Origin of the sequence: Cellulomonas sp. JZ18 (assembly GCF_009720485.1) — a bacterium.
Lineage (GTDB): Bacteria > Actinomycetota > Actinomycetes > Actinomycetales > Cellulomonadaceae > Cellulomonas.
Genome location: NZ_CP045245.1, coordinates 434,375 through 449,349 on the forward strand (window position 1 = coordinate 434,375; position 14,975 = coordinate 449,349).

At 76.5% G+C, this 14,975-nt stretch carries 15 protein-coding genes and 1 tRNA gene; 7 read left to right on the plus strand and 9 right to left on the minus strand.

Annotation, left to right across the window (positions count from 1 at the left end; genetic code table 11):
- The first annotated feature begins 171 nt into the window (after positions 1-171).
- Genes GC089_RS01980 through GC089_RS01990 form a run of 3 tightly spaced genes read left to right on the plus strand, consistent with a single transcriptional unit; the run spans position 172 to position 3,436 of the window.
- The gene (locus tag GC089_RS01980) at positions 172-1,572 is read left to right on the plus strand and encodes a sensor histidine kinase (RefSeq protein WP_155376265.1); all 1,401 of its coding nucleotides are present in this window, start codon (positions 172-174) and stop codon (positions 1,570-1,572) included.
- On the plus strand, positions 1,560-2,231 hold the full coding sequence (locus GC089_RS01985; RefSeq protein ID WP_155376266.1) for a response regulator transcription factor: 672 nt from the start codon (positions 1,560-1,562) through the stop codon (positions 2,229-2,231). Before GC089_RS01980 ends, GC089_RS01985 begins: the two co-directional genes overlap by 13 nt.
- Positions 2,228-3,436 (plus strand): DUF4097 family beta strand repeat-containing protein, encoded by a 1,209-nt coding sequence (locus GC089_RS01990; protein WP_155376267.1) that lies wholly within the window; start codon positions 2,228-2,230, stop codon positions 3,434-3,436. Before GC089_RS01985 ends, GC089_RS01990 begins: the two co-directional genes overlap by 4 nt.
- Here GC089_RS01990 and GC089_RS01995 read toward each other — a convergent pair.
- The 4 genes from GC089_RS01995 to GC089_RS02010 form a co-directional block, all read right to left on the minus strand.
- Positions 3,415-4,098, minus strand: a complete 684-nt coding sequence (locus GC089_RS01995; protein ID WP_155376268.1) for a hypothetical protein — start codon at positions 4,096-4,098, stop codon at positions 3,415-3,417. The two genes, GC089_RS01990 and GC089_RS01995, sit on opposite strands and share 22 nt — an antisense overlap.
- A 238-nt stretch (positions 4,099-4,336) precedes the next feature.
- Positions 4,337-4,410: transfer RNA gene (locus tag GC089_RS02000), tRNA-Pro, on the minus strand.
- Positions 4,411-4,509: 99 nt separating this feature from the next.
- Positions 4,510-5,475, minus strand: coding sequence for a metallophosphoesterase (locus tag GC089_RS02005; RefSeq protein WP_155376269.1), 966 nt, complete (start codon positions 5,473-5,475; stop codon positions 4,510-4,512).
- A 3-nt stretch (positions 5,476-5,478) separates the two neighbouring features.
- Positions 5,479-8,010, minus strand: coding sequence for a transglycosylase domain-containing protein (locus GC089_RS02010; RefSeq protein WP_155376270.1), 2,532 nt, complete (start codon positions 8,008-8,010; stop codon positions 5,479-5,481).
- A gap of 225 nt (positions 8,011-8,235) precedes the next feature.
- Between GC089_RS02010 and GC089_RS02015 the strand changes: the two genes are divergently transcribed.
- From GC089_RS02015 to GC089_RS02025, 3 genes are all read left to right on the plus strand, one after another.
- The gene (locus tag GC089_RS02015; protein WP_370514051.1) at positions 8,236-8,544 is read left to right on the plus strand and encodes a WhiB family transcriptional regulator; all 309 of its coding nucleotides are present in this window, start codon (positions 8,236-8,238) and stop codon (positions 8,542-8,544) included.
- Between the two features lie 76 nt (positions 8,545-8,620).
- Positions 8,621-8,776 carry a DUF4177 domain-containing protein gene (locus tag GC089_RS02020; protein ID WP_155376271.1) on the plus strand — a complete coding sequence of 52 codons (156 nt, stop codon included), beginning with the start codon at positions 8,621-8,623 and terminating at the stop codon, positions 8,774-8,776.
- The gene (locus GC089_RS02025) at positions 8,773-9,258 is read left to right on the plus strand and encodes a RidA family protein (protein WP_155376272.1); all 486 of its coding nucleotides are present in this window, start codon (positions 8,773-8,775) and stop codon (positions 9,256-9,258) included. The genes GC089_RS02020 and GC089_RS02025 overlap by 4 nt, the downstream gene beginning before the upstream one ends.
- Positions 9,259-9,338: 80 nt before the next feature.
- On the opposite strand, the gene GC089_RS02030 is transcribed toward GC089_RS02025, so the two are convergent.
- Both GC089_RS02030 and GC089_RS02035 read right to left on the minus strand, forming a co-directional pair.
- Positions 9,339-10,016 (minus strand): Crp/Fnr family transcriptional regulator, encoded by a 678-nt coding sequence (locus GC089_RS02030; RefSeq protein WP_155376273.1) that lies wholly within the window; start codon positions 10,014-10,016, stop codon positions 9,339-9,341.
- A gap of 223 nt (positions 10,017-10,239) precedes the next feature.
- On the minus strand, positions 10,240-10,656 hold the full coding sequence (locus GC089_RS02035; protein ID WP_155376274.1) for a hypothetical protein: 417 nt from the start codon (positions 10,654-10,656) through the stop codon (positions 10,240-10,242).
- A 147-nt stretch (positions 10,657-10,803) separates the two neighbouring features.
- Between GC089_RS02035 and nth the strand changes: the two genes are divergently transcribed.
- Positions 10,804-11,502 (plus strand): endonuclease III, encoded by a 699-nt coding sequence (gene nth, locus GC089_RS02040; RefSeq protein WP_155376275.1) that lies wholly within the window; start codon positions 10,804-10,806, stop codon positions 11,500-11,502.
- Positions 11,503-11,566: 64 nt separating this feature from the next.
- Here nth and GC089_RS02045 read toward each other — a convergent pair whose 3' ends face one another.
- The 3 genes from GC089_RS02045 to GC089_RS02055 form a co-directional block, all read right to left on the minus strand.
- Entirely contained in the window at positions 11,567-12,517 is a 951-nt protein-coding gene (locus GC089_RS02045; protein ID WP_155376276.1) for an alpha/beta fold hydrolase, read from the minus strand.
- An 11-nt stretch (positions 12,518-12,528) separates the two neighbouring features.
- Positions 12,529-13,947 (minus strand): Na+/H+ antiporter NhaA, encoded by a 1,419-nt coding sequence (gene nhaA / locus GC089_RS02050; protein WP_155376277.1) that lies wholly within the window; start codon positions 13,945-13,947, stop codon positions 12,529-12,531.
- 117 nt (positions 13,948-14,064) lie between these two features.
- On the minus strand, positions 14,065-14,790 hold the full coding sequence (locus GC089_RS02055; RefSeq protein WP_155376278.1) for a response regulator transcription factor: 726 nt from the start codon (positions 14,788-14,790) through the stop codon (positions 14,065-14,067).
- Positions 14,791-14,975: the final 185 nt, after the last annotated feature.

A 14,975-nucleotide genomic window follows, 5' to 3' on the forward strand; every position in this document is an offset into this window, starting at 1 on the left:
CGGTCCGCGGGAGCACTCCCGCGGGCCGGCCCCTCGTCGTCGTGGCCCGCGGTGCGCGCGTGCGGCGGACGGCTCGTCGCGCACAGCGGGCGGGGGTAGGGCCAGCCCCACCGCGGGGACGGGGGCGGGCACGGGTGCGCGGGCCGCGGCGCCGGCCCTACGTTCGTGGCCATGAGCCACTCGTCCCCGTCGGCGGCCCCGGCCGAGTCCCCGGGCGCCGCACCGGCGGTCCCGCCGGACGTCGTGCCGCTCGCCGCCGACGCCCGACTCGTCGCCCCCGCCCTCGCCGACGGGCGCGCCCTCGTGCTGGCGCCGGTGCACCCGGCGACGCTGCGCGCGGCGGGTCAGCTGGTGGTCGCCGCCTTCTGGACGCTGGCGGTCGCCGTCGTGCTGCTGACGGGTGCCGGACTCGGGGTCTCGCTCGTCGTGCTCGTCGTGGGCCTGCCCGTCCTCGTGGTCACGCTCGTCCTCGCCCGGGGCTACGGACGCGCCGAGCGGGCGCGGCTCGCCGCCCAGCTGGGCGCCGCGATCCCCGCCCCCGCGCCGCCCGTGCGCCGGCGGGGGTTCCGCGGCTGGTGGCTGCGGACCGTCGAGGGCCACGCGTGGACCGCGCTCGCGCACGCCGTCGTCGTCCTGCTGCTCGCCTGGACCGCCGTCGCGGTCGTCACCGCCCTGACCGCCGTCGCGCTCGTCGCCCTCGCGGCGCTCGTCGTGCCCGCCCTGCGCGTGACGCCCGTCGTGGGTCCGTGGTGGCTCGCGCTGGTCGTCCTGCCGCTGGCCGCCTGGGGCGCGGCGCTCGTCGCGCAGGCGACGACGCTGCTGCAGCTGCGCCTGAGCCGGGCGATGCTGGGCGGGCGCTCGCGCGCGGAGGCGGAGCGGGCCGCCCGTGCGGCCGAGCAGCGCGCCGAGGTCGCGGAGGTCCGCGCGGTCCGGCTGCACGAGACCCGCGCCGCGGCCGTCGAGGCCGCCGACGCCGAGCGCCGCCGCATCGAGCGCGACCTGCACGACGGCGCGCAGCAGCGGCTCGTCGCGCTCGGGGTCGAGCTCGGTGTGGCCCGCCGCGCCGCCGCCCACGACCCGGAGGCCGCCGTGCGCGCGCTCGACTCCGCGCACGCGGAGGTCAAGGAGGTGCTCGCCGAGCTGCGGGACCTGGTGCGCGGCGTGCACCCCGCGGTGCTCACCGACCGGGGGCTCGACGCGGCCCTGTCGGCGCTCGCCGCGCGCAGCCCCGTGCGCGTGGAGGTCGACGCGAGCGGGCTCGACGGCGCGTCCGTCGGCACGACGCCCGCGCAGGCCGCCGCGTACTTCGTGGTCGCGGAGGCGCTGACGAACGTCGCGAAGCACGCCGGCGCCACGTCGGCCGCCGTGCGCGCGGACGTCGTCGGCACCGGCGCGGACGCGCGGCTGCGGGTGCGGATCAGCGACGACGGCGTCGGTGGGGCCCGTGCGACGCCGGGCAGCGGCCTCGACGGCCTGCGCCGGCGCGTCGAGGCCCTGGACGGCTCCTTCGACCTCGTCAGCCCCGTCGGGGCCGGCACCGTGCTCACCGTGGAGGTGCCGTGCGCATCGTGATCGCCGAGGACTCCGTCCTCCTGCTCGACGGGCTCACCCGGCTGCTCGCCGCCGAGGGGCACGACGTGACCGGCTACCGCACCGCCGACGCGCTCGTCGCCGCGCTCGGCGACCCGGACGCCGACCTGCCCGACGTCGTCGTCACCGACGTGCGGATGCCGCCCACGCACACCGACGAGGGCCTGCGTGCCGCCGTGCACCTGCGCGGCCTGCACCCGCGCCTCCCCGTGCTGGTGCTCTCGCAGTACGTCGAGCAGCGCTACGCACGCGACCTGCTCGCCGCCGACGCCCGCGGGCTGGGGTACGTGCTCAAGGACCGCGTGGCCGACGTCGACGACTTCCTCGCCGCGCTGGCACGGGTCGCCTCCGGCGGCACCGTCGTCGACCCCGAGGTCGTCGCCCAGGTGCTCGCCCGCAGCAGCCGCTCCGCGCTCGACACCCTGACGCCGCGCGAGCGCGAGGTCATCGCGCTCATGGCCGAGGGCCGCTCCAACACCGCCATCGCCGACCGGCTCGTCGTCGGCCTGCCCGCGGTGGAGAAGCACGTGACGTCCATCCTCACCAAGCTCGACCTCCCGCCCGACTCCGACGACCACCGCCGCGTGCTCGCGGTGCTGCGCTGGCTCGAGGACGGCCCGACGAACGGAAGTCCGCGATGACCCTCCCGCAGCGCCCGGCCGACCAGCGCCCGGCCGACCCGCACGCGGCGGACCCGCGCCCGGGTGACGTCGCGCCGACGGCACCGCTGCCCGCGACCTCCGCGGCGCCCGTGCCGCCCGGCGCCGGCGCCCCGCCCCCGGGCGGGGGCGCCCCGGTCGCACCCGTCCCGGGCTCGGCGCGACGTCGGTCGACCGCCGGGGCCGTGCTCACCGCGATCGGCGTCACGGCGGTCGTGCTCACCGCGGGGCAGCTCGCGCTCAACATCGTCGCGCACGCGACGGCGCGCACCCGCACGCACCTGCAGACGTACGACGCGGTGCCGGTCGTCGAGCTCGTCACGGACGGCGCGGTGGAGGTCCGCGCGACCAGCGGTGACGACGTGCACGTCGAGCGCAGGTCCCGGCACGCGTGGGACGCGCCGCAGCACACCGTGCAGCACCAGGGCGACCGCCTGGTCGTCACGTACCGCTGCGGCTGGAGCTGGGTCGGCGTGTGCAGCACGAGCATGGTGGCCGAGCTGCCGGAGGGCACCGACCTGGTCGTGCGCTCGCAGGACGGGACCGTGCGGGCGGAGGGCGCCCTGGGCGACGTCGACCTGCGCGCGTCCGACGGGGACGTGGTGGTCGTCGGCGCGACCGGGCGGGTCGAGGCGCGCACGTCGGACGGGCGGGTCGACGCGCAGGGTCTGGCGGGTGACGTGCTGGTGCGCACGGACGACGGCGACGTCAGCCTGCGCGACGTCGGCGGCGACGCGGACGTGAGCGTGGGGGACGGGTCCCTCGCGGCGGACGGCGTGGGCGGCTCCCTCACGGCCCGCACCTCGCACGGGCGGGTCGACGCGCAGGACGTCGCGCGCGACGTGGTGATCCAGACGGACGACGGCGACGTCGTGCTGGCCGACGTCGGCGGCGACGTGGACGTGAGCGCGGTCGACGGGGCGCTGGCCGTGGACGGCGTGGGCGGCTCCCTCACGGCGCGGACCTCCGACGGGGACGTGACCGTCGCCGCGGTGGCCGGCGACGTCACGGCGCGCAGCGTCGACGGGGACGTCACCGTCCACGGCACGGGGGAGCCGGTCGCGCTGGAGATCGTGACCGTCGACGGCCGGCAGGTCGTCGACGCCCCGACCGATCCCGCGGCGGACCGCCGGGTGAGCCTGCGGACGGGCGACGGGAACGTGTCCTACCTGGGTCCGCGTCGCTGACCCGCGCCGGGCGCGGCCGCCGAGGTGCCCGCGGGGCGGTACGGCTCCTCCCGCACCGCGTGGGCGGCCACGAGCTTGCACGCGAGCAGCGGGCCGAACCACGCGAGGCCCGCGGGTGCGGGGACCAGCGGCGCCGCGACGAGCAGCGTGCCGAGCACCGCGAACGCCAGGGGACGCGCCAGGTGCAGCGGGGCCACGTGCACCGCGGCGGAGCCGGCCACGCACGCCGCGTACCACGTCCCCGCCCACGCCCACCCGTCCCCGGGCAGCGCGAGGACCAGGACGAACGGGTGCACGTGCGCGGCGGCGAACGCGACGGGGTGCCGCAGCGCGCGCGCCGTCCGGCCGGGGTGCCCGGTCGCCGGGCCGTGGTACTGCCGCTTGGCCGTCGACAGCGCGTTGGCCGCGACCCCGCCGACGACGTCGATCGCGACGGTGACCACGAGCGCCCACTGCCACCACCGCCAGGCGCCGGACCCGGCGGCGACGACGAGCGCGGTCCCGACCACCGTCGCGGCGGCCACGAGCGCCCGCTCCCCGCGCGTGGTCCCGGCGCCGACCAACCAGCCCGGCGGACCGGGGGGCGGCCGCCAGTCCACGACCGTGGCGGGCGCACCGGGTGCCGGCGCGGGGGGACCGGCAGGGCCCGCGAACGTGCTCACGCCCGACACCGTGCCGAGCCGCGCGGGCGGTGACAAGGGACGCGCCGGGATGTGGGCGCCGGGCGGACCGGCCGCCCCTGGTGGGTGTGCCGCTGGCGGGGGCCGCGCCTGGGGGTGCCGCGCGCGTCGGCCGCCTCGTCGGCGGGGCGCGTCCCCAGGCCCCGCGTCCCCCGGGCCCCGCGTCCCCCGGGACGACGAAGGCCCGGTCGGCGTCTGCCGACCGGGCCTTCTCTCGCTGTCGGGGTGGCGGGATTCGAACCCACGACCTCTTCGTCCCGAACGAAGCGCGCTACCAAGCTGCGCCACACCCCGTGAAGCCCCGTAAGAATAGCCGACGATCGGGGCAGGAGTGAAACCGGCTCCGGGCTCGTCCGGTCGAGGGGTGCGCCAGCCGTCCGCCGGGCCGCCCGGTCACGCGGGGACGAGCGTGAGCAGCGTCGCCTCGGGCCGGCAGGCGAACCGCACGGGGGCGTAGGGCGACGTGCCCAGCCCGGCCGAGACGTGCAGCCACGACGACCCGCCGCCGCCCGGACGGTCGGGGCGCGCCCCGGGCCACCCGTGCAGGCCCTTGGCCCGGCGCGTGTCGAGGTCGCAGTTCGTCGTCAGCGCGCCCCAGAGCGGCACCGCGAGCTGCCCGCCGTGCGTGTGCCCGGCGATCGTGAGGTCGACGCCGTCCGCGTGCATCGCGTCGAGCACCCGGCGGTACGGCGCGTGCGTGACGCCGACGTGCAGGTCGACCCCGGGCGCCGTGCGGCCGGCCCCGCGGACGTCGTCCGGGCCACCGGCGGCGGGGAAGCGGTCCTGGTCGAGGTGCGCGTCGTCCGTGCCGACGAGCGAGAGGCGCCGGCCGTCGACCTCGAGGACGTCGCGGCGGTTCGACAGGTCGCGCCAGCCGGCCGACGTCAGCCGGCCCACGAGCTCGCGCCACGGCAGCTCGACCGGGGGGCGCGCCGGCGCACGCCGCGCGTCGGGGAGCAGGTAGCGCGCCGGGTTCTTCGGCTGCGGCGCGAGGTAGTCGTTCGACCCGAGGACGAACGCGCCCGGCAGCGCGAGCAGCGGCTCCAGCGCACGCAGCAGGGCCGGCATGGCACCGGTGTGCGCCCAGTTGTCGCCGGTGTCGACGACGAGGTGCGGGTCGAGCGTGGCCAGGTCGCGCACCCAGTCGACCTTGCGGCGCTGCCCCGGCGTGAGGTGCAGGTCGGACACGTGCAGGACGCGCAGCGGGGCCTGCCCCGCGGGCAGGACGGGGACGCGCGCCTCACGCAGCGTGTACCAGCGCGCCTCGACGAGAGACCAGGCGAGCGCCGCGGCGCCGGCGGCCGCGAGGCCGCCGGCGGTGCGGACGAGGGGGTGGGCGGTGACGGGGGAGCGGCTCACGCGTCAGCCGTTGCGACCGTTGCCCGGGCCGCCGTTGCCGCCACCGCCGTTGTTGCCACCACCGTTGTTGCCACCACCGTTCCCCGGCCCGGGGAACCCGACGCCCGGCTGCGCGGGGCCGGCCGGCGGCGCCGGGGGCTGCCCGTTCGACAGGCGCAGCGTGATGGTCGCACCCCGCGAGGCGGTGCCCGACGGGGACTGCTCGGCCACGGTGCCCGCCGGGTAGGGCGAGCTCACCTGGTCACCGGCGACGGAGACGCGGAACCCTGCGCCCTCGAGCTGCGCACGCGCGGACTGCTCGCTCTGCCCGACGACGGACGGCACGCCGGAGCGCTCGCCGTACACCTGCCGGTCGTTCGGCGAGGCGAAGCCCGGCACCTCCTTGCCCGCCATGACGCGGTCCATGTACCGCTTCCACGTCGGGGCGGCGATGGACGAGCCGTAGGGGCCGTTCCGGTAACGCTTGCCGTTGATGACCTGCCCGTTCATCGACCGGAAGTTCTCGCTGTACCCCACCCACACGGCGGTCGCACGCAGCGGGTTGTAGCCCGCGAACCACGTGTTCTCGTTGCCGGTCGTGGTGCCGGTCTTGCCGGCGGCGGTGTAGGCGGGACGGCCGATGTCGCTGGCCGTGCCGGACCACACGTTGCTCAGCGCGAAGTTCATGGCAGCGGCGATCTGCGGGTCGATCGCGCCGGGCCGGCAGTCCGCCTGCGGCACGGGCAGCTCGTTGCCCTGGGAGTCGGTGACCGACGTGATCGCGATCGGCTTGCAGTACGTGCCGCCCGACGCGAACGTCGCGTACGCGGCCGCGATCTGCAGCGGGGACGTCGACTCGGAGCCGAGCACGTTGGCCGGCGTGCCCGTGAAGGGCGCGTTGCCCGGGGTGCCCCAGACGGTCGTCGAGTTGGGGTCACCGGCCTGCGTCACGCCGAGGTCCGCCGCGCCCTGCATGATGTCGCAGAGGTTGAGCTGCTTGGCCATCGCGACGTACGCCGAGTTCACGGAGTTCCGGGTCGCGTCGAGGACGCTCTGCGGGATGGCCCGCCCGCCCTCGGAGTTGCCGAACTTCCACGTCTCGCCCGACAGGCGGATGCAGCTCTGGAACTCCCGCGGCTCGTACTGCAGCCGGGTGCCGTTGACGGTCTCGTTGAGCGAGTGCCCCTTCTTCAGCCACTCCAGCAGCGTGAACACCTTGAACGTCGAGCCCGGGGCGAAGCCCTGCGAGCCGCCGTACTGGTACGAGGTGTTGAAGTTGACCGCGGTGTCGGTGCGAGGACCGTCCTTGGTCACCGAGTAGTTCCGGTTCTGCGCCATCGCGAGGATCTTGCCCGTGCCGGGCTCCACCGTGACGATCGCGGACGCGACGCCCGAGCCGTCCTCGACCGGCACGCCCGCCTTGACCTCCTGGTCGGCTGCGGTCTGCTCCGCCGGGTCGAGGGTCGTCCGGATCGTCAGACCGCCGCGGTAGAGCCGGTTCTTGCGCACGTCGCTCGTCTCGCCGAACGCGGGGTCGTTGATGATCACCTTGGTGACGTAGTCGCAGAAGAAGCCCGCGCCGGACACGACGTCGCTGGCGGCGACGCACCCCTGCCGGAGCGGGTGCGGGTTCAGGGTGGCGGCGATCGGCGTCGCGAGGCCCGCGGCGAGCTCGTCCGCCGTGATGTACCCCTCGCGCTCCATGTCCTTGAGCACCTGGTCGCGGCGCGCCTGCGACTTGGCCTGGCGCGCGGCCTTGACCTCCGGCGTCTCGTCGGCCGGGCCCACCGGGTCGAGCGCGGACGGGCTCTGCGTGATCCCGGCGATCGTCGCGGCCTCGAGGTACGTGACGTCCTTCGCCGACTTGCCGAAGTAGTACTGCGCCGCCGACTCGACGCCGTAGACGGACGCGCCGAAGGGCGCGATGTTCAGGTACTTCTCGAGGATCTCGTCCTTGCTCATCCGCTGCTCGAGCGTGATGGCGATCTTGGCCTCGCGCAGCTTGCGGGCGACGCCCTCGGGGCCGTCGCTCTCGCGCGCCGCCGCGATGATCGCCTGGCGCTCCTCCTCGGTCTCCGCGAGCTCGGCCGCGTCGACGAGGACGTTCTTCACGTACTGCTGCGTCAGCGTCGACGCACCCTGCGTCTTGCCCATCGCAGTCGCGACGGCGGCGCGCACCATGCCGGCCGGGTCGACGCCGGAGTGCTCGTAGAACCGGCGGTCCTCGACCGCGATGACGGCCTTCTGCATGATCGGCGCGATCTCGGCCAGCGGCACCGCGGTGCGGTTCTGCAGGAAGACGGTCGCCAGCAGCGTGCCGTCGGCCGCGAGGATCTCCGACTTCTGCGGCAGCGTGCGCTCCTCGAGCTCGCTCGGGATCTCCTCGAACGCCGTCACGGACATGGTCGTGGCGCCGTTGGCCGCGGCCACGCCGGGCAGCAGGAGGCCGGCGGACAGGACGCCGCCGAGCACGGCGACGAGCAGGAAGGAGACCATCAGGCCCAGCGCCTGGACGGCGCTGACCTTGCGTCCACGGGCGCGGGCAGGGGTCGGCATGCCGCGAGGATACCGGGGGCCCCTGACGCCGGCCCTGCCGGTCCGGCTCCCTCCCGGTCCCTCCACGGGACCTGCACACGTCGGCCGTCGCGGGCCCGCCGCGCTCGTCCGGCCGGGCGGAATCGGGCACCGGGGTCTACCCGCGCGCGCGGGGAGCCGCTAGCGTCCGCCGTGCGATCCGCGCCGGGCGGCAGGTCCACGGGTCGGCAGGGACGGAGGTCACAGGTGACGGTGCTCGAGGTCGACGGCCACTGGACCGCGCGCGCGGCGTGCGGGTCCGGCAAGCTGGCGCCGGACGCGCTCTTCGTCGAGGGCTCTGCCCAGCGGGACGCCCGCGGGGTCTGCCTGGGCTGTCCCGTGCGGCTGGACTGCCTCGCCGACGCGCTCGACAGCCGCGCGGACTTCGGCGTGTGGGGCGGCATGACGGAGCGCGAGCGGCGCGCGCTGCTGCGTCGCCGTCCGGACGTGGTGTCGTGGCGCGAGGAGCTGGTCGGCTCCGACATGACGCTGGCGTCGCTCTCGTCTCGCGTGTGAGCGCTCTCATGAACGCGGTCTGACGACCGTCGGCCGCACCCGGGCGCCGGGCGTGCGCGCCACTAGGGTGGGCCGCATGGCCACCCAGTGGGAGTACGCGACCGTTCCGCTCATCATCCACGCCACCAAGGCGATCCTCGACCAGTGGGGCGCGGACGGGTGGGAGCTCGTCACCGTCATCCAGGGTCCCGACGCGGGCCTCGTCGCCTACCTCAAGCGCCCCCGGCCGTGACGGTCCGCGACCGGCTCGCGGCCCTGGGGCTGACCCTCCCCGAGGTGGCGGCGCCCGTCGCCGCCTACGTGCCCGCCGTGCGCTCGGGCGCCCACGTGTGGACGTCCGGGCAGCTGCCGTTCGTCACCGGGGCGCTCCCCGCGACGGGCAAGGTGGGGGCCGAGGTCGACGCGGACGCCGCGGCCGGGCTCGCGCGGGTCGCCGCGCTCAACGCGCTGGCCGCCGTGGGCGCCCTCCTGGCCGAGGAGGACGGCGGGGACCCCGTCGCCGCCCTCGAGCGGGTGCGGCGCGTCGTCAAGGTCGTCGGCTTCGTGGCCAGCGCCGCGTCGTTCACCGGGCAGCCCGGGGTCGTCAACGGCGCGAGCCTGCTCCTGCACGAGGTGCTCGGCGACGCCGGCGTGCACGCGCGCTCCGCGGTCGGTGTCGCGGTGCTGCCGCTCGACGCGCCCGTCGAGGTCGAGCTCGTCGTCGAGACGGACTAGACGCACGAGGGGCCGGGTCCCGCCCGTCGGCGGACCCGGCCCCCTCGTGCACCCGTGTCCCGCCGGGTGGCGGGCCGGTCTCAGCGTGCGCGCCGCTCCAGGCGGTCCACGTCGAGCAGGACGACGGCGCGGCCCTCGCGGCGGACCCACCCGCGCGCGGCGAAGTCGGCGAGAGCCTTGTTCACCGTCTCGCGCGAGGCGCCGACGAGCTGGGCGAGCTCCTCCTGCGTGAGGTCGTGCGCGACCCGGATGCCCTCGTCGACCTCCTGGCCGAACCGCGTCGACAGGTCGAGCAGCGCCTTCGCGACGCGTCCCGGGACGTCGGAGAAGACGAGGTCGGCCAGCGCCTCGTTCGTGCGCCGCAGCCGGCGGGCCAGCGCCTGCAGCAGGTGCTCGGCCACCATCGGCTTGTCCTCGAGCCAGCGGATGAGGTCCTGGTGGCCCAGCTCCAGCACGACGGCGTCGGCCACGACCGTGGCGGTCGCCGTGCGCGGCCCCGGGTCGAACAGCGAGAGCTCGCCGAACATCTCGCCCGGGCCGAGGACGGCGAGGAGGTTCTCCCGGCCGTCGTTCGAGCGCCGCCCGAGCTTGATCTTGCCCTCGCGCACCACGTAGAGGCGGTCGCCGGGCTCGCCCTCGTGGAACAGGACGTCGCCCCGGCCGGCGTCGATCTCCTTCATCGACGCGATGAGCGCTCCCGACGACTCCGCGTCCAGACCCGCGAACAGCGGGGCCGTCAGCACGATGTCATCCGCCACGGTGGCACCTTCCCTCTCCCGGACCTACCCGGCCCCGTGCCCCGCACCTGCGCCGGCACCGTGGTGCCGGCCGCGCGGCGACGCCCGCCTGCGTGGCGTCGCGGCGGGGACGGTGCGTGCGGGCGGTGCCCGTCCCTGCTGTCACCTGCCAGTCTGCCGCATCGCGCGGCCCGCGCGCGTCGGGGCGCGGGCGGGACGCGTGGTCCGCACCCGGTCGACGGGCTCAGCCGTGCCCGCTGACGCGCGGCACGAGGTCGGCGACTGCCGCAGGATCGCACGCGAGACGCTCGACCAGCCGGTCCGTGACCCGGCGCAGCGCCTGCTCGACCCCCTCCTCGTAGCGCGCGAGGCGCGCGTCCAGGTCCCGCAGCGCGGGCAGCGCGCCGACGTCGCGCCCCGCGTCGGTGCCCTCGAGCGCGGTCTGCAGCTCCCCGGGGCGCGGGACCTCGAGCCCCACGTCGAGCGGCAGGCTGAAGACCACGTCGGCACCCAGGTCCGCCGGCCGCGCGGCGGTCGCGACGGTCAGGTCCATGCGGGCGCGCACGACGCGGCGCCACCAGCCGACACGGGCGCGCTCGGCGCGCAGCGCACGCCGCTCCAGCCGGAGGTCGTGCAGCGGGTGCTCGACGCGGGACGTCACGACGGACGGATCGGCCCGGTCGGCGCGGGACTTGAACCGTGCGCCACGACGCGTCCGTGCAGGTCACCCGCGAGGAGTAGCGGGACGGGCCGGTGTGCGGACGTGGCCCGGACGTGCGCCGTCCGCGCCCCGGCGTAGCCTGCCCGCGTGGACCGCACCCGCCCGGAGACCGCCCTCGCGCGCACGCGGCGCGCCCGTCGCGTCGACCGTGCGCTGGCGCTGCGCTACCCCGACGCGCACTGCGAGCTCGACTTCCGCAACCCGTTCGAGCTGCTGATCGCGACCGTGCTCTCGGCGCAGACGACGGACCTGCGCGTCAACCAGACGACGCCCGCGCTGTTCGCGCGGTTCCCCGACGCGGAGGCCCTCGCGGTCGCGAACCCCGCCGAGCTCGAGGAGATCCTGCGGCCGACCGGCTTCTACCGGGCCAAGTCGCGGGCGGTCCTCGGCATCGGCCAGGCGCTCGTGGAGCGCTTCGGGGGGCAGGTGCCCGCGCGCCTGGAGGACCTCGTGACGCTGCCCGGCGTGGGTCGCAAGACCGCGAACGTCGTGCTCGGCAACGCGTTCGGCATCCCGGGGATCACCGTGGACACGCACATCGCGCGGCTCTCGAAGCGCCTCGGGTACACCACGAGCGACGACCCGCTCGTGATCGAGAAGGACCTGCAGCCGCTGCTCGAGAAGCGGCAGTGGACGATGGCCTGCCACCGCCTGATCTTCCACGGCCGGCGCACGTGCTTCGCGCGCCGGCCGGCCTGCGGCGCGTGCCCGGTCGCGGCGCTGTGCCCGTCGGCGGGCATCGGCGAGAACGACCCCGTGCGTGCCGCGGCGATGCTGAAGGGCTGACCCGCCCCACCGGCGGGGTGCGGCCGGCGGGTGCGCGCCGCGTGGGACGGGAGGGGCGCCGCGCTCAGAGCACCACGCGCCGTGCGCGGGCGCGGGCGCCGTCGATCTCCGCGAGCCAGTCGACGAGCAGCTCGCCGACCTGCTCGGGCACCTGGTCGCCCAGGTAGTGGCCGCCGCCGCGCAGCAGCTCGTAGCGGTACGGGGCGGCCAGGCGCCGGGTGGCGGGCCCCAGCGACGCGTGCGACGCCGGACGCAGGCCGTCGCGCGCCCCGTGCGCCTGCAGCACCGGGACGGGACGCGCGTCGCGCAGCAGGGCGCGCAGGCGCCGGCCGTCGGGGCGCGGCGTCGAGCGCACGAGCCAGCGCACCTGCTCGAGCTGGCTGTGCGCGGCGAACGGCACGCGCAGCGCACGCCGGTAGGTGTCGACGGCGGACGCGTCGGGACGCCCGGGGACCCCGCCCCACTGCGTGAACATCCGCTCCACCAGGTCGCCCTCGACGACGGCCCGCTCGGGCAGCGACGGCAGCTGGGTGAACGCGAGCAGCGCCGCCGCGGCCGGGTGCGGGGCGGTCCGCGGCTCGCTCACCCGGTCGAGCGGGTGCGTGCCGGCCAGCACGCCCAGCGCACGCACGACGCCCGGGTGCGCGGCCGCGGTGGCCCACGCGACGTCCGCGCCGGTGCCGCTGCCCACCACCACCGCGTCGGACTCGCCGAGCGAGCGGATCACCCCCGCCGCGTCGGCGGCGAGCGTCGGGACGTCGTAGCCCTGCGGGGGCTTGTCGCTGCCGCCGGTGCCGCGCAGGTCCATGGCGGCGACGCGGTAGCCGGCGGCGGCGAGCGCGGGCATCTGGTGGCGCCACGCCCACCAGAACTGCGGCACGCCGTGCAGCAGGAGCACGAGCGGCGCGTCGGGCTCCCCCGTGGTGGTCACGTGGAAGCGGGCGCCGTTCGCGGTGACGAAGCGGTGCTGCCAGGGGCCGTCGAAGAGCAGCGCGGCGGAGTCGACGGTGGTCATCGGGTGCGAACCTACCGGGTCGCCCCCGGCTCGTGACCCCCCTCGGTGCCCGGTGCCGGCACCGCCGTGTCCTCGACCGCGGCCGGCGCCTGCGGGTCGCGCGCGGCCTCCTCGGCGCGGTCCACCGCGTCGGGGTCGACCTCCCCGCCGGCGCGCGCCGCGTGCACGCGTCCGCGCCACGCGAGGACGGCCCCGCCGCCGAGCGCCGCCAGCAGCGAGGCGGCGAGCACGCCGACGACGACGTGGTCGTCGAGGACCGTGCCCGTGCCGAACGCGAGCGAGCCGACCAGCAGCGACACCGTGAACCCGATGCCGGCGAGCAGGCCGACGCCGATGACGTCCCACCAGCCCAGCCCGGGCGCGAGCCGGGCGCGCGTGAACCGGGACACCAGCCACGTGGCCGCCGCGATGCCCAGCGGCTTGCCCAGCACGAGGCCGAGCACGACCCCGAGGCCGACCGGCTCGGTGAAGGTCGCGCCGATCGTCGACGGCTCGATCGTCACGCCCGCCGCGAAGAGGGCGAAGACGGGCACCGCGAAGCCGGCGGACACCGGGCGCCACAGGTGCTCGTAGTGCTCCGCGAGCGAGTTGTCGCCGTGCGCGTCCGTCGCGTCCGCCGCGCCGCCGCGCACCGCCGAGCCCGGGGCGGCCGGCACGGCGAAGCCGAGCAGCACGCCGGCGATGGTCGCGTGCACGCCCGAGGCGTGCAGCAGGGCCCACGCCGCGAGGGCCAGCGGGACGAGCAGGAACGGCGAGCGCAGGCCGCGGCGCAGCGCGAGCGCGAACACCGCCACGCACGCGAACGACCCGAGCATCAGGCCGAGCGTCACCGTCTCGGTGTACCCGACGGCGATGATGACGATCGCGAGCAGGTCGTCGACCACGGCGAGCGTCAGCAGGAACGCGCGCAGCGCGACGGGGACGCCGCGCCCGACGATCGCGAGGACGCCGACCGCGAACGCGATGTCCGTCGCGGTGGGCACCGCCCAGCCCTGCGGCGCGCCGCCCGGCATCGCCGCGTTGACCGCGAGGTAGATCCCGGCGGGCACGACCATGCCGCCGACCGCCGCCGCGGCGGGCAGCGCGGCCGTCGCGACGTGCCGCAGCTCGCCCACGACCATCTCGCGCTTGAGCTCGAGCCCCACGACGAAGAAGAAGATCGCGAGGAGCCCGTCGGCCGCCCAGTGGGCGATGTCGAGGTCCAGGTGGATCGACGCCGGCCCGACGTGCGTGCCGGCGACCGCCGCGTAGGAGTCGGGTGCGAGGTTCGCCCACAGGAGCGCCGCGACGGCACCCGCGAGCAGCAGCAGTCCGCCGGTGCGCTCGTCGCGCAGGGTGTCGGCGAGGTTGCGCTCGCCGCCGGGGGTCAGGGCGGAGAACAGCGTGCGCGTCGGACGCGCGGGCGGCGTGGGTGCGGAGGAGCTGGGCACGCAGAGGACCTCTCGGAGGGGTCGGTCAGGACGTTGCCGACCAGACTTCCCGGCGCACCGGGAGTCCACCTTACCGACGCCGGCCCCGGCACCGCCCGACGGGCGACGAGGCCCGCGTCACGCGCCGGCGGGCTCCTTGACGTCGTCGTGGTCGTCCGCGCCGCGTCGGTCCTTCGGCGGGTCGAAGCGGTAGCCGACGTTGCGGACCGTGCCGATGAGCTGCTCGTGCTCGGGCCCGAGCTTGGCGCGCAGGCGCCGCACGTGGACGTCCACGGTGCGCGTGCCGCCGTAGTAGTCGTAGCCCCAGACCTCCTGCAGCAGCTGGGCGCGGGTGAAGACGCGCCCGGGGTGCTGCACGAGGTACTTCAGGAGCTCGAACTCCTTGTAGGTGAGGTCGAGCGGCCGGCCGCGCAGACGCGCGGTGTAACCACCCGCGTCGATCGTCAGCTCCCCGGAGGAGATCTCCTGCGGGGCGTCGTCGTAGGACGCCGTGGCGGCCTTCTCCATGACGAGCCGGAAGCGGGTCTCGACCTCCGCGGGCGTCGCGTGCTCGAGCACGAGGTCGTCCGCGCCCCACTCCGCGGTGACCACGGTGAGCCCGCCCTCGGTGAGGACGAGCACGAGCGGGACCGTCAGCCCGGTGGCGCGCAGCAGCCGGCAGGTGGTGCGGGCGGTGACGAGGTCGCGGCGCGCGTCGAGCACGACGATGTCCGCGTCCGGTGCGTCCACGAGTGCGGACGGCTCGACGGGCAGGACACGGACCCGGTGGGACAACAGCCCCAGGGCGGGCAGCACCTGTGCCGATCCACCGGACGCAGGTGTGAGCAGCAGCAGGTCCGCCACCTGTCACCTCCTGGCGTGCGAGTGGGGACACGCTACCGCGTGGCCGCGCCGGGTCGTGCCGACGCCCGGCTCGACGGGCCGGCTCGGCCGCCCGGTGCGCCGCGTCTGCGAGAATCCCCGCCGTGCTGATCCCCCTCGCCGTCCGCCGCCGTGCGCAGCGGCCCGCGCCCGTCGCCGGCCGCACC

Excerpts from the sequence above, each read along its gene's own strand:
- GC089_RS02010 (WP_155376270.1), bottom strand. The coding sequence starts at position 8,010 with ATGCCGACCCCTGCCCGCGCCCGTGGACGCAAGGTCAGCGCCGTCCAG.
- GC089_RS02020 (WP_155376271.1), top strand. The coding sequence starts at position 8,621 with ATGGCCACCCAGTGGGAGTACGCGACCGTTCCGCTCATCATCCACGCC.
- GC089_RS01980 (WP_155376265.1), top strand. The coding sequence starts at position 172 with ATGAGCCACTCGTCCCCGTCGGCGGCCCCGGCCGAGTCCCCGGGCGCC.
- GC089_RS01990 (WP_155376267.1), top strand. The coding sequence starts at position 2,228 with ATGACCCTCCCGCAGCGCCCGGCCGACCAGCGCCCGGCCGACCCGCAC.
- GC089_RS02045 (WP_155376276.1), bottom strand. The coding sequence starts at position 12,517 with ATGACCACCGTCGACTCCGCCGCGCTGCTCTTCGACGGCCCCTGGCAG.